General features: G+C 66.9%; 13 protein-coding genes. 9 read left to right on the forward strand and 4 right to left on the reverse strand.

Annotated elements, in window-relative coordinates; all coding sequences use genetic code 11:
• Window positions 1-10: 10 nt before the first annotated feature.
• Both NMQ09_RS04170 and NMQ09_RS04175 read right to left on the reverse strand, forming a co-directional pair.
• The gene (locus tag NMQ09_RS04170; protein ID WP_255193184.1) at window positions 11-706 is read right to left on the reverse strand and encodes a triose-phosphate isomerase; all 696 of its coding nucleotides are present in this window, start codon (window positions 704-706) and stop codon (window positions 11-13) included.
• Between the two features lie 82 nt (window positions 707-788).
• Complete coding sequence (locus NMQ09_RS04175) at window positions 789-1,241, reverse strand: helix-turn-helix domain-containing protein (protein WP_255193185.1); 453 nt, start codon at window positions 1,239-1,241, stop codon at window positions 789-791.
• Window positions 1,242-1,381: 140 nt separating this feature from the next.
• Between NMQ09_RS04175 and NMQ09_RS04180 the strand changes: the two genes are divergently transcribed.
• Entirely contained in the window at window positions 1,382-1,939 is a 558-nt protein-coding gene (locus NMQ09_RS04180) for a DUF8170 family protein (protein WP_255193186.1), read from the forward strand.
• Between the two features lie 13 nt (window positions 1,940-1,952).
• Here NMQ09_RS04180 and NMQ09_RS04185 read toward each other — a convergent pair whose 3' ends face one another.
• Window positions 1,953-3,803: a PINc/VapC family ATPase gene (locus tag NMQ09_RS04185; protein WP_255193187.1), complete on the reverse strand. Its 1,851-nt coding sequence runs from the start codon at window positions 3,801-3,803 to the stop codon at window positions 1,953-1,955.
• Window positions 3,804-3,917: 114 nt separating this feature from the next.
• On the opposite strand from NMQ09_RS04185, the gene NMQ09_RS04190 reads away from it, so the two are divergent.
• The 8 genes from NMQ09_RS04190 to NMQ09_RS04225 all read left to right on the forward strand — a co-directional run bounded on the left by NMQ09_RS04190 (window position 3,918) and on the right by NMQ09_RS04225 (window position 12,034).
• Window positions 3,918-5,573 carry a globin-coupled sensor protein gene (locus NMQ09_RS04190; RefSeq protein WP_255193188.1) on the forward strand — a complete coding sequence of 552 codons (1,656 nt, stop codon included), beginning with the start codon at window positions 3,918-3,920 and terminating at the stop codon, window positions 5,571-5,573.
• A gap of 109 nt (window positions 5,574-5,682) precedes the next feature.
• Window positions 5,683-6,774 carry a M20 family metallopeptidase gene (locus tag NMQ09_RS04195; RefSeq protein ID WP_255193189.1) on the forward strand — a complete coding sequence of 364 codons (1,092 nt, stop codon included), beginning with the start codon at window positions 5,683-5,685 and terminating at the stop codon, window positions 6,772-6,774.
• Between the two features lie 105 nt (window positions 6,775-6,879).
• On the forward strand, window positions 6,880-7,938 hold the full coding sequence (locus NMQ09_RS04200; protein ID WP_255193190.1) for a class I SAM-dependent methyltransferase: 1,059 nt from the start codon (window positions 6,880-6,882) through the stop codon (window positions 7,936-7,938).
• A gap of 146 nt (window positions 7,939-8,084) precedes the next feature.
• Window positions 8,085-8,267, forward strand: a complete 183-nt coding sequence (locus NMQ09_RS04205) for a hypothetical protein (protein ID WP_255193191.1) — start codon at window positions 8,085-8,087, stop codon at window positions 8,265-8,267.
• A 249-nt stretch (window positions 8,268-8,516) separates the two neighbouring features.
• A complete protein-coding gene (locus NMQ09_RS04210) occupies window positions 8,517-10,034 on the forward strand; it encodes a carboxypeptidase M32 (protein ID WP_255193192.1) in 1,518 nt (505 codons plus the stop codon).
• Between the two features lie 60 nt (window positions 10,035-10,094).
• The gene (locus NMQ09_RS04215) at window positions 10,095-10,643 is read left to right on the forward strand and encodes a hypothetical protein (protein WP_255193193.1); all 549 of its coding nucleotides are present in this window, start codon (window positions 10,095-10,097) and stop codon (window positions 10,641-10,643) included.
• 52 nt (window positions 10,644-10,695) lie between these two features.
• Window positions 10,696-11,616 carry a cobalamin-binding protein gene (locus NMQ09_RS04220; protein WP_255193194.1) on the forward strand — a complete coding sequence of 307 codons (921 nt, stop codon included), beginning with the start codon at window positions 10,696-10,698 and terminating at the stop codon, window positions 11,614-11,616.
• A gap of 1 nt (window position 11,617) precedes the next feature.
• The gene (locus tag NMQ09_RS04225) at window positions 11,618-12,034 is read left to right on the forward strand and encodes a desampylase (RefSeq protein WP_255193195.1); all 417 of its coding nucleotides are present in this window, start codon (window positions 11,618-11,620) and stop codon (window positions 12,032-12,034) included.
• Window positions 12,035-12,040: 6 nt separating this feature from the next.
• Here NMQ09_RS04225 and NMQ09_RS04230 read toward each other — a convergent pair whose 3' ends face one another.
• On the reverse strand, window positions 12,041-13,822 hold the full coding sequence (locus tag NMQ09_RS04230) for a Rieske (2Fe-2S) protein (protein ID WP_255193196.1): 1,782 nt from the start codon (window positions 13,820-13,822) through the stop codon (window positions 12,041-12,043).
• Window positions 13,823-13,924 lie beyond the last annotated feature (102 nt).

The raw sequence follows: 13,924 nt of genomic DNA on the forward strand, positions 1-13,924 counted from the left end.
GGTCGACCGGTCACTCGAGTCGATCCGAACCTGGAATCGCCGCCGCCACGTCGCGTAGCCACGCCCGCCGGTCGTCGGCCTCGAGGAACGCCGAGGCGGCCCCCGCGGCGTCGACGCCCAGGTCGAACGCCCGCTCGACGTCTTCGGCGACGCTGATCCCGCCGCCAGCCATCACCCTGGTTCGCGGATGCTCGGCGGCGACGAGGTCGACGAACCGCTCGAGTCGGCCCGGCTCCGTCCGGGACATCGCGCGGTCGGTCGCGACGTCCGCGGGGTTCTCGAACAGCAGGCAGTCGGGGTCGAACGCCAGCGCCGCATTCCCCATCTCGTGGCTGTGGACGCAGACGATCGACTCGAGACCGAAGTCGGCACAGCTCTCGACGAGGTGGGCGACGTCGGTCAGCGAGTCCGGAGACTCGGGGTGGTTGATCAGCACGCCGTCGGCCCCGGCGTCGGCGACCGCCTCGAGGGAGACCTTGCCGTTGCCACGACCGGACGCGAGCGCGTCGGCTGACTGGACGACGACGCCGAGGTCGGTTTCGGCGGCCAGAAGGCGCAGGTCGGGCGTCTGGGGGGAAACGGCGAACGCCGTTCCGGTCTCCGCCCCGACGGCTTCGATCGTTTCGGCCAACGCCAGTCCGTCCTCGCCGGCCGTGCCCTCGTACACCTTGAAGTTGAGCAGGAAGTGTGGATACGCGAGGCTCATACTCGAGCGGTCGTTGGCGGCGAGGATGCAAAGCGTCGGGGGTGTCGGCGAGCGATCGGTGGCACGTAACTCCGGGCCTCTCTCAATCCGCCGTGGCTTCAGTCTCCGGATCGTCGCCGTGTTCCTGCTCGGGTGCGGGTCGCGGCATCCGCTCGAGTTCGCGCAGCTCGGCGTCCCTGGTGAGCCGGGCGTACTGGCGCTTCCACGCCGACTCGGGGAAGAGATCGTTCGAATCGAAGAGCGTCCGCGCCCGCTCGGTGAGCCGATAGAACTTGTACGGGTAGCCCCGCGTCCGTTCCCCGGCTGGGATAACGAGTTCCTCGACGACGCCGACTTCTTTCAGTACGGAGAGGTGGCCCCGGATCGTGTCCTTCTCGAGACTGGGGTTGGTCTTCGCGAGTTCGTCGACGCTGGGTGCTCCCTTCGGGTGGCCCACGATATCGGCGACGATGTTGGCTCGACTCGTGGTGGTGACCGCCTGCAGCAGGTGCCAGGTGTCGGGTTCGTCGCCGCTCGCGTGTCCCGGCGGGTTCATACGAACGGCTACGAGGTCCACCCGCATAAACGTACGTATCTCTTACGCCAGTAGTCGCCCAGCTAGTTGAGCCACTATTTGGGGGAACCGTTAGCCGGTTCACCAGCACGTTGAAGCCAGTTCCGCCACACTGGGAGCGTATGGCGGACGAGAACGTCGTCGATGCGGACGTGATCGACGTCGACGGACTGGCGTTCACGTACGAGGAACACGAACGTTTGAAGACGTTGCTCCACGGCGAGCGATTCCGGGACCTCGCCTACAGCGAGCGCCGGTATCTCGTCCTGGGTGCGGGCGGCGATAGCGAGGTCGCCGACCGCCGAATGACTGTCTACGAACGGCTGGGCGCCCGTCGGGACGCCACGTCGTTCCGCCTCGAGGACTTCGGCCTGACACCCGACGAACTCGCGCTGTGGGCGGCCGCCTACGAGAACCTGTGTGCGAAGGCGACGCATATCGTGGCCGTGATCGAGGACTACGAGGGCGGATACGTCTGGGAACTCGGCTACCTGTTCCACGAGGACGTCCGCGAGAAGGTCTGGGTACTCAAACGCGACTACGGAAGCGAGGCGGCGAACAGGGCCCACTACGACAACGGGATGGCTGCCTCACACCTGCGACTGCTCGAGAACGCCGACCGAACCGTCCGCTGGACGGACGACGCCGACCTCGAGGCACGGCTCGAGGCGGTCCCGTGACTGCCGACAGCTGTTAGGATCGAACGACCGTGATCGGATCCTTCCGGTCGATCGCCCGCTCGAGTTCGTCGGCGATGGCGCTGCCCCGCGAGACCTGGATCTCGCCGCCGCGGCTCACCGTCGCGGTGAAGAGGTACTCGCCGGCGGCCTGCACCTCGACGGTTTCGCCGGGGTTGCCCTCGACCGGGACGACGATGTGTCTCGAGGTGATCTCCGGCGTGACGATCTGTCCGGCGGGTTTCGCGCTCGAGGGCGACGCGTTCGCGCCGTCCTGGCCCTGGTGTGGGTTCTGATCGTGGGTGCGGACGTCGATGTTGATTCCCAAGCGGTTCTCGACGTCGGTGATCCGGCCGCCGCCCTTGCCGATGACGGTCGAGATGTCGTCCTGGTCGACGTAGACGACGGCTTTGTTCTGGCTCACGAGGTCGACGTCGACGTAGCCGCGGGCGATCGACCGGATCTCGCGTTCGATCTCGCCTTTGGCGAGGCGGTCGACGCCCGACTCGCGTTCGTCCTCGTCGGCCAGCGGAACGGTGACGATCTGGCGGTTGAAGGTGTAGATCTCGTAGGCGGGTTCGCCGGTCTGGAAGTCGGTGACGAGGATGACGGGGCGGGCGAGGTCCTCCTCGGTGAGCCCCGCAGGCACCTTCACCTCGGTTTTGACGTCGTACACCGTCGAGACCTCGCCGGCCTCGATGTAGACGACGGTGTCGACGACCTGCGGGATCACGCCGAGTTCGACGCGACCGATCAGGCGCTGGAGGGCGTCGATCGGTCGGGTGGCGTGGACGACGCCGATCATGCCCACCCCCGCGAGGCGCATATCCGCGAACACCTCGAAGTCGTCGGTCTTGCGAACTTCGTCGTAGATGGTGTAGTCGGGTCGGACCATCAGCAGGGCGTCGGCGGTCTTCGCCATCTGGCCACCCAGGGCGGTGTACTGGGTGATCTCGGGGCCGACCTGGAGGTCCCGGGGTTTCTCCATCGTCTTCACCGCGTAGTCGTTGTCGTTCAGATAGCGGGCGACCGACTGGGCGAACGTCGACTTCCCTGCCCCGGGCGAGCCGGAGATGAGGACGCCGCGCTGGTGCTCGAGCAGTCGCGCTTTCAGCTCGTCGGCGTGTTCGTAGTCCTCGATGTCGGTCTGGGCGATCGGCCTGACGGCGGTGACCTCGATGCCGTCGGCGAAGGGTGGGCGGGCGATCGCGATCCGGTAGTTACGGAACTGGACGATCTTCATGCCCGGCTCGGAGAGCTCGATGAACCCGCCGGTGGCCTCTCGAGCGCCGTCGACGACCTCGCGGGCGTACTCGTCCATCGTCTCCTCGTCCATGGGCTCGTCGGCGATCGGCTCGTAGCGCATCTCGCCCAGCGAGCCGCGTTTGGCCATCGGTACGGCGTCGGTCTTCAAGTGGACGCTCATCGTCTCGTCGTCGAAGAACTCCTCGATGGCGAGGGTCCCGACGCGGCGCACTTCGGGGGAGATGTAGTCGACCTCGAGCCCTTTCGCCTCGGCGACTTCGGCCTGGACGATGTCGCTCGTCACGAAGGTGGCCGCGAGCTCCTCGGCGAGGTCGCGGATGAGCGCGTCGATCTCGCCTTCGGAGGCGTGGCCGCGCTCGATGGCGCTCGGGCGCTCGCCGACGTACTCGAGGTCGATTGCGCCCTCGTCGGCCAGCTCGGCGAGCCGCTTGAGCTCGGTGAGGCCGTCCCAGCCGCTGTCGAGGCCATCGTTCGCCTGTGCCTCGAGTTCGGCGACGACTGCTTCCGGGACCGAAACCGTCGCTCCCTCGAACTGCCCGTCTTCTATCGTCGCCGAAACGCGGCCGTCGATGACCACGCTCGTGTCCGGCACGACGTTCATGCTCGACCGTTGACGGTGTGTGAGTATAAGGCTGCGGGAGCGGTCGACGCGCCTGGCAACCGTGTGGTGGGAACCCACAGGTAAATTTAAACAAGAATGGAGACATATGACGCTATGGATCCGGAACGTACGTTCGGACGTGGGGGCTTCAACAGCTTCGTCGACGTCGACGAACTCGTCGAGAACATCGGGCTCGACGAGGCGGAGATCGAGTGGCGAAAGGACTTCATCGGGTTCAACGGCGAAGACGAGCGGCGGCTGTCTGACCTCGAGCCGCTGCTTCGAGAACACCAGGAGTCGATCGCGGACGACTTCTACGCCAACCTGACGCAGTACGACGAGGCGGTCGAGGTCATCGAGCGGTCGCCGAAGAACGTCGAGCAGCTCAAACAGACCCAGCGGGCGTACCTCGTGACGCTCGCTACCGGCGGCTACGACCAGGACTACTTCAAGAACCGCGCCCGGGTCGGCAAACTCCACGAGATCATCGACATGCCCCTCAAACAGTACGTGGGGCAGTACGGCGTCTACTACGACCTCTTTTTCAGGGTGATGAACGAGCGAGTCCACGAGGAACTTACCGACGCGTTCGAGTCGTGGGCCGCCGATCGCGCGGCCGCCGCCGAGGACGCCGACGGTGGTGGGCTGCTCGGCGGCATTCTGGGCGGTGACGCCGCAGACGACGAGGACGACTCCCTCGACGAACTGCTCGAGGACGCCGTCCGCGAGGCCGTCGACGACACGATGCGGAACATGTTGGCGCTGTTGCGCATCATCAACCTCGATCTGCAGGTGGCGGCGGACACCTACGTCGACTCCTACGCACAGGATCTCGAACGAGCGGTCCAGAAACGCGACGAACTGGCGGACGAGGTCGAAAACGACGTCCAGGCGCCCGTCGAAGAGCTCTACGAGGCGAGCGAGTCAGTCGCCAGGCGTGCCGAACGGATCAGCGACCTGACCGAGCAACAGGCGACCGACACCGGGAAAGCCGCGAGGGAACTCTCTGACGTCAGCGCCACGGTCCAGGAGGTCGCCTCGATCACCGACGAGGTGGGTCGGGCGAGTGAACGGACCGAGCAACTGGCTGCCAGCGGCACGGAGTCGGCCGACGAGACGCTCTCTGCCCTCGAAGACATCGACGAGGCGACCGAGCGCGTCGCCGCCGCGGCGACCGCCCTCGAGGAACGAACGAACGAGATTGACGACGTCGTCGAGCGGATCGACGAACTCGCCAAGCGGACGAAGGTGCTCGCGACTAACGCCAACATCGAGGCCTCCCGGGCTGGTGGCAGCAGCGGGACGCTCTCGGTCATCGCCGACGAGGTCATGTCGTTCTCCGAACGGGCTCGAGATGACTTAGACGAGATCGAGGATGCGGTCGAAGCCGTTCGGAAGGGCTCAGTCGAGATGGTCGACGCCGCCGACGAGACCGTCGACCTCGTCGAGGACGGAACCGGTCGGGTTCGTGAGACGATCGACGACCTCGATGAGATCTACGAATCTGCGCGGGCGACCGCCAGCGGGATGGAAGACGTCACCGCCGCCACCGACCAGCAGGCCGAGAGCGTCGAGCTGATCGCGACAACCGTCGAGGACGTCGCCCGGACCGCCGACCACGTCGCCGGCGAGGCCGAGGCGGTGGCCGCCGCGAGCCAGGAGCAGACGGCGAACATCAGGGAGGTCGCCACGTCGGTCCACCGACTCACCCAGACCGAGGAGATCACCGAACCACCGGTGTACGAACAGCTCCAGCAGCCCCAGTCCTGACTCGAGTGATCGGATCGCCTCGATCGTGACCTGCGGGATGGGTCACTGGTCGGGCCGGTTTTCTGCCCCCTCCAGTGGAGTCAACTTCGTGGCCCCGGTATCGTCAGCCATGCCAGTACGCGAGCTGACGCGCGAGCTCGTCTCGATCCCGAGTCACGAGGACGAGACGGCGGCCGGAGACGTTCTCGAGGGGTGGCTTCGCCGCGAGACCGACGCCGAGGTGTGGCGGGACGCGGTGGGGAACGTGTTCGCCCGGAAGGGCAGGCGCACGACGGACGACGGCGAGTGCGAGACGCTGGCGCTCGTCGGCCACCACGACGTGGTCGCCCCCGATCCTGTCCAGCTCGAGGGCGAGGCGTACGTCCTCGAGGAGCGCGACGGTCGACTGTACGGCCGCGGGGCGGCGGACATGAAGGGGTCGCTGGCCGCAGCCGCCGTCGCCTTCCGCGATGCAGCGCCGGCGGGCGAGCTCGTCTTCGCGAGCTTCGTCGGCGAGGAGGTCGGCGGCGTCGGCGCTCGCCACGCCATCGAGGAGGGATTCGCCCCCGACTACGCGATCGTCGGCGAGGGCTCGACTGGGTACTCGAGTTCCGGAACCACGGACGTCGCCGTCGCTCACAAGGGTCGCCGAGGGAGTACGATCACCGCTCACGGCACGGCCGCCCACGCGAGCGAGCCCGGCGCGGGCGAGAACGCGATCTACCGCGCGACGGCGGCCGTCGACCTCGTCAGGGAACTCGAGCGCCCGGCCGTCGAGGTCGCCGGCGAGCTCCTCGAGGGCAGCGTCGTCGTCACCGGAATCGAAGGCGGCTCGGCGATGAACGTCGTCCCCGACCGCTGTACGGTGACGATCGACGAGCGGACCGTGCCGGGCGAACGCGCCCCCCTCGAGCGCGTCGCCGATCTCGAGGGCGTCGAGTGGACCGTCGACCAGGACCTGCCGCCGATGCGGTGTGAGGACGAGACGTTCGCCGAGACGGTCCTCGAGGGGGCCGACGCCGCCCAGACGGGGACGCCCGAGCTCGTAACGAAACCGCACGCGACCGACGCCGGCTGGCTCGCCCGGGCCGGAACGGAGTGCGTGATCTGCGGTGCGGCGGAGCCCGGTGAGGCCCACACGGCTGCGGAGAGCGTCTCGCTCGAGGTACTCGAGCGGTGTGAGGCGATCTACCGCGAGGCCGCCGAACGCTGGCCGCGGTAACTCGATCCGATCGGGGTCGGCCCAACCCAGGTGAGCGGTCCCTGCTAGTTATATGGTACTAGTTACCACGAGACTCACACGTACTTCGATCGAGGTGATCAGTCGATGGGAACCACTCCGTTCGACGGCACCGACCCGGCCGACCGCCGGCCGATGTCGGTCGACGAGATCCGCGACTCGTACGCCGACTGGGCCGACTGGGCCGACCGGTTCGATTGGCTCGACCGGACCGTCACTGGTCGCTATCGGCGGGAACTGTTCGGGGACGCGAGGGGACGCGTCCTCGACGTCGCCTGCGGGACGGGGACGAACTTTCCGTCCCTCCCCCCGGAAGTCGACCTCGTCGGGATCGACGTCAGCCCGGCGATGCTGGCGAACGCACGCGAGCGCCTCGAGCGCCTCGAGGTCGACGGCACGCTCTACGAGATGGACGCACAGGCGCTCGCGTTCGACGACGACAGCTTCGACACCGTCGTCTCGTCGTTCTCGACCTGTACGTTCCCCGACCCCGTGACGGCGCTCGTACGCTTCCGACACGGTTTTTCCGTGCGTCCTGAACCCGCGGGCAGGAATCGACGGCTGACGGGGTCGAACCGATCGACCGGGTCGTCGAGCAGCTACTCACTCACACGAATCGGCGTATGGAAGGAGGTCGTCGTCCGGTCGAATGATCTCCGGCCCGATCCGAATGGCGTCGAGGTCTTCCTCGCCCAACATCCCCATCGTTACGAAGAACGCGAAACACGTGCCGTCGGCGGGCGTATTGGCGTAGCGTTCCCTGACACGATCGATCACCTCAGAAGTCGAGGAACTCGCGTTCAACTCTCCGTCCACCATCGCTACCGTCAACTCGTACTCGGCGGGGTCCCCGAACCATTCTTCGACGATCGTTTCTGCAGAGACGGTCGGATGGTCCGCGTCATAGTCGGCGGCGTCGAACGAGAGCGTCTCTCGATACCGCTCTTCCCCGTCTTTGGTTATCGTGACGCGAATCTCCACCGGTTCCGTGCTCCGATTCTGGATTTCGATTCGACCGAGTGCGAGTTCGGGTCCGGCTCTACCGGTACATCCCGCGAGAACCAGTGGTCCCGTTCCGATCGTCGCGAGGAGTTCCCTGCGGTTCATAATTGGTGGCCGTTTATCGAACATAATTTACTGGTGTAATTATCTGGTATCTGTATGTCGAAGTAAGTTACTGAACGACGTCAGAACAACCATGATATATTTATGCCGGTCTAATCCTCAAGAGAATCTATTGAATCAACTATTTCAGAGTTACGACCCGGGACGAAGGCTCGAGGCGGGGGCGGATGACGCTGTACGGTCCGGACGGCGAGGAAATCGACGCCACCAGGTTCGACATGTCGGGACAGGTGCGGAGACTGTGGGTGACCTTCGACGCAGAACGGGACGGCGAACACCGCGTCCTGGTTGATCCTCGGGACGACCGGGACGCGCGGCTCAGGGTGTCGGTTCGCGTCAAGGATAACTGAGCGTCTTCTCGAGACCGGTACTCCGCAAGCGAAACCTCCGAGTAACGCGGCTTCGATTCACGCCGAGACGAAACCGGACCGAGTCAGTGGAGTGTTACCGACCGTCGCGCTCACCCCGGGTCGGAGTCGGGACGCTGGCACGGGCGACGGTGGACGTCGCGACGAGGCATCGATCGTTCCGCGGCCAGTGACGCCCGAGGCCAACCGGAACCCGGACGTTCATAGCCACCCCGGTACTATTTCGATTCGATGGCAACAGACCAGGCATCGTCGGCGGAGTCCGACACCTACGAACGATTCGAACGGCGCGTCGAACGGATCAGGAACGTCGGCAACGCCGCCGGCGTCCTCCGGTGGGATCAGGAGGTCGTGATGCCCGAGGAGGGGACGCCCGCCCGGGCGAAGCAGCTCTCGACGCTCTCGTCGCTCAGCCACGAACTGCTGACTGCCGAGGAAACGGGCGAGTTGCTCGCAGAACTCGAGTCGGCCGACCTCGACGAGGAACGGGCGGCGGTCGTCCGCGAGATCCGCCGGGAGTACGACCGGGCGACGAGCGTCCCCCAGGAACTCGTCGAGGAGCTCTCCGAAACGACCGCGAACGCCCACCCGGTGTGGAAGCAGGCCAGGGAGGAAGACGACTTCGAGGCGTTCGCGCCGACGCTCGAAAAGCTGGTCGAACTCAAACGCGAGTACGCCGAGCACATCGACCCCGACGCGGACCCCTACGCCGTGTTGTTCGCCGACTACGAGCCCTACCTCGACCTCGAGACGGCCGAGGCGGTACTCGAGCAACTACGCGACGAGCTCGTACCGCTGATCGACGCGATCGGAGACAGCGACGCCGACCTCGAGACCGACGCCTTCTCGGGGGAGTTCGATGCCGACACCCAAGAAGAAGTCTGTCGGGACGTCCTCGACGCACTCGGCTACGACTGGGGTCGTGGGCGGCTCGACACCGCCCCGCACCCGTTCTCCACGGGGACGCAGTTCGACGCCCGCGTCACCACCCGGTTCGACGAGTCTGACCTGCTCGGGTCGATCACGTCGACGATCCACGAGTTCGGCCACGCCAACTACACCCTCGGCCTGCCCGACGAGGGCTACGGCACGCCGCTGGGCGAGGCTCGCGACCTGACCGTCCACGAGTCCCAGTCTCGGCTCTGGGAGAACCACGTCGGCCGTTCGGAGCCGTTCTGGGAGCGGTTCCTCCCGACGGTTCACGAGCGGTTCCCCGCGACCGAGGGCGTCACGCCGCGAGAGGCCTACGAGTCGGCCAACCAGGTGTACGACGACAACCTCATCCGCGTCGAGGCAGACGAACTCACCTACCACCTCCACATCGTGATCCGCTTCGAGGTCGAGCGCGACCTGATCGCGGGCGACCTCGCGGTCGAGGACGTCCCCGAGGTCTGGAACGACAAGTACGAGGAGTACCTCGGGGTTCGGCCCGAGACCGACGCCGAGGGCTGCCTCCAGGACATCCACTGGTCTCACGGCTCCTTCGGTTACTTCCCGACGTACTCGCTTGGCTCCGTGCTGGCCGCCCAGCTGTACGCCGCCGCCGAGGACGAGCTTGGCGACCTCGAGGAACGCATCCGAGCCGGCGAGTTCGACGACGTAAACGGCTGGCTCCGCGAGCACGTCCACGCCCACGGCAAGCGCTACACGACGCCCGAGCTGGTCGAGGCGGCCACCGGCGAGGGCTACACCGCCGACTACTTCCTCGAGTACGTGACCGAGAAGTACGGCGACCTGTACGAGCTCTGAAAACGGGGTTGGGTGTGCCGGGGGCAGACTCTCCTCTCGTCCCCTCCTGGTCACACCTCAATGAGACTCACCATTCCGGGCCTCCCTGGCGTGTATTACGACACTGACGCCCGATCGACGGCGCTGACCGTCGCGTTCACCCTCGCAGGGCGACGCGCACCGAAGCCCCAGGGATACGGCCTCCAGCTGTTACCGTACGTCTGGTCGTTCGACGTCGACCTCCGAGAGGTGCCCGCCGACCACCCGTTCCAGTACCTCCACCCCGAGGGTGCACGAAGCCTCGAGGAACTCTCCCGCGGCGACCTCGACGGCGAGGTGAGCCGAGAACTCGACCGTGCGCTGCGGTTCGCCTGGGCGGTCAACGAGGAGACCGAGGGGGCGTTCGAACAGCTCCTCGGCGTCGAGCGACGCGAGGACGGCGTCGTCATCGAGATCGACGAGGGAGCGCTCGAGGAGGCGACCGACGGCGACCTCGAGGATCTCGAGGCAGTCCACGAAGGCGGGCCCGAAACGGACGAGTTCCGGCCGGACGAACTCGGCGAGGACGGTGCGAAAGACGACGCGGACACCGAAACGGACGAGTTCCGGCCGGACGAACTCGACGACTGACGTCGGTCCTGCCTTCTGGTGCCCTTTTGGTGACCCAGCCCGTACGTTTCCCATGCGAATCGTCACCACGCTCCCTTCCGCCACCGAGATCGTCTGCCGGCTCGGGATCGAGCCCGTCGGCGTCTCACACGAGTGTGATCACCCACCTGGTGTCGAGTCGATCCCTGCGGTCACGAGCTCGCGAATCGACGCCGACGCCTCGAGCGCTGAAATCGACCGGCAGGTGCTCGAGACGGCCGACGAGGGGGTCTACGAGGTCGACGTCGAGACGCTCGAGGCGCTCGAGCCGGAGCTGATCGTCACCCAGGGGATGTGTGACGTCTGTGCGGTCGACGAGGCCGTGATCGAGCGCGCCGTCGAGGAGATCGACGCCGATCCCGAACTCGTCACGACGGACCCGCACACGGTCGGCGACGTGATGGGCGATATCGAGCGGATCGGCCGCGCGGCGGGTCGCGGGAGCCTGGCCCGGGAGGTCGTGACGAGTCTCCGATCGCGGATCGCCGCGGTTCGCGAGGAAACCGACGCCGTCGTCGACCGGCCGCGGGTCGCCATCTTCGACTGGACGAGTCCGGTCATGATCGCGGGCCACTGGGTGCCCGAACTCGTCCGGGCAGCCGGCGGCGAGTACGGGATGGCCGATCCGGCCGACCGCTCGACGCCCCGGGAGTGGGACGAGGTTCGCGCGTACAACCCCGAGGTACTCGTCGCCGCCCCCTGTGGCTTCGGCCTCGAGCAGATCGCCGAGAACCTCGCGGACCTCACCGATCGCGAGGGGTGGGACGAACTCACCGCCGTCCGGAACGGACGAGTCTGGGCGATGGACGGGCACCACTACGTGAACCGACCCGGGCCACGGATCGTCGACACGCTCGAGCACCTCGCGCCGATCGTCCACCCCGACCGGTTCGACGCCCCACCCGAGGACGTCGCCGTTTCGCTGTCCGAACTGGCGCGCCGACTCGAGGCCTGAAATGGCGATCGAACTCCCCGCCGCAACCTGCGACGCGATCGTCGCCGACGCCCGCGAGGGTGCCCCGGAAGAGATCTGTGGTGTCTTCGGCGGGACGTTCGACGACGAGCGCAGCCGCGTGCGGTCGCACTACCCAACGCGCAACGCCGCCGAACACCCGTTGAACCGGTACCGGATCGACCCCGAGGAGCAACTCGCGGTCTTCGAACGACTCGAGGGCCGCGGCGAGGAGATCGTCGGCTTCTACCACTCCCACCCGCGCGGCCCGCCCGAGCCGAGCGAGACGGACGTCGAGGCCGCCGCCTGGCCCGACCGCTCGTACGTCATCGTCTCGCTCGAGCCTGCCCTCGAGGTCCGGTCCTGGCGCTGGCGCGAGGGTGAAGGGGCGTTCGAGCGGGAGGACGTCGTCCTCGACTGAGCGAGCTTACCCTTCGTGGATCGCGTCGCCGCTGTTGAGCCGCGAGGCGATGGTGAACGTCTGTTCAGCCTCCCGTCGCGTCGGGAAGTGGGCGGCCAGGTAGCGGGCCGTCGCGATGAGGGGCACCCGACGGCGTTCCTCGTCGGCGTCGGCCTCGGTCGCGAGGTCGAACTGCCGGAAGGCGGCCTCGAGGTTCTGGAGCGTGTGAAAGCCCGCGTCCTCGCGCAGCAGGCCGCGTCCGAGGGTGCGTTTCAGGTCGGCGGGCTCGCCACCGCAGTCGAAGAACTCGCCGACGAGCCGGCCGGCCTCGTTCACCGACCCCTCCTCGTCGAACGTCTCGAGCAGGTCCTCGCGAATCGCGTCGGACTCCCGGCCGGTGTCGTTGGCGCCGACCTCGGGAATCGGAGCCGGCGGCGTGTTGAGGAAGCGATCGAGGTAGACGCTCAGCGCGGCGTCGAAGACCCCGCGGTAGAGTTCGACGGCGTCCGTCCGTCGACTCGACACGTGGACCGCGTTCGCGTACGTGAACGTGTGGTGGACGGTGTTCCAGTCGCCGAACTCGTTGGCCGTCCCGAACTGGGCGACGCGGGTGGCCGCGGCGCCCGCGACCTCGGCGGCCAGCTCTTCGGTCGTCGCCCCCTCCTGGACGGCGTCGGCCAGCTGACCGACGATGGCTTCGGGATCGTCCCCGAGCAGCGTCTCCCGGAAGTCCTCGGGGGCGGTCCAGGATTTCCCCTCGCCCTCGCTCGCCAGCCGCTCGAGGCCGCTCGTCTCGGTCACGTCGCCGCCGTAGACGTCCTCGAGCAGGGCGACGAGGTCGATCGGCTGTCGCCACGCGGAACGTTCGTCACTCCGGGCGGCAGTCACGAGTGGGTCGACGAGGCTCGCCAGCGAATCTCCCGCGAACTCCCAGCCGACGTGCTCGAGCGTCTCGAACGCCGTGTTCGCGAAGTCGAGCACGTGACCGTCGCTCAGGTAGGGGTGGTCGGTCGCGGCGGCGAAGACGAGTTCGGCGACCTGCGATTCCGTACAGCCTGCGGCGACGGCCGTCCGGAGACAGCGCTCGGCCCCGTCGGCGTCCCGGACCTCGATGCAATCGCGGAACCACCCTTTCAACCGCTCGAACTCGACCTCGCTCGTCGCGAACGACGGCTGGTCGAAGTTCGGCGGCTCGTCGGCACAGTCGCTCGCGACGTGGCGGACGCCCGTGTAGAGGGCTCGCTTTCGATCCTCCGACTCGAGGTCGTCCATCACGTTCGCCATACAGCCGAGGATCGTCAGCCCGGAGCCCCAGCCAGGCGCTCGATATCGAGTACCGAACTCGAGGGCCGTCGCCGTCGGCTCCTCGTACCCCACGCCGGCGTCGAGCAGCCCGATCGTCGACTTCGCGACCACGAGCCGGAGGTTCTCCTCGAGGCCAGTCTCGAGCCGGCCGGCCCAGTGTTCGGCCGGCGACGTCTCCAGTGGCGGATCGGGGTCTACGTACACCGTCCCGTCGCGGATCTCGACGGGGTAGGTCTGCACGTCGTCCGCCCACGGGTCGAAGGTGTCACCACAGGAGAGTTCGAACCGGGCGTGGTGCCAGTGGCAGGTGAGAATGCCGTCGTCGACGCTGCCCTCCGAAAGCGGAAACCCCATGTGCGGACAGCGGTTGTCCACCGCCCGGACCTCCCCGTCGTGGTAGAAGAGCGCGATCGCCGTCCCGTTGCTCGTAATCAGCGTTCGACCCGCGGCTTTCAACTCCTCGAGGTCGACCGCTTCGACCAATCCATCGGACACCTGTGACATGTATCGTCGTACCACGAGGGTCGACAAAACCGTTCCCTGAAACGAGTTTCTATCTGATCGTGGAGGGGTCGGTGGTGCGGGGAGTCGGTGAACCGGACACTT

Source organism: Natronobeatus ordinarius (genome assembly GCF_024362485.1).
Taxonomy (GTDB): domain Archaea; phylum Halobacteriota; class Halobacteria; order Halobacteriales; family Natrialbaceae; genus Natronobeatus; species Natronobeatus ordinarius.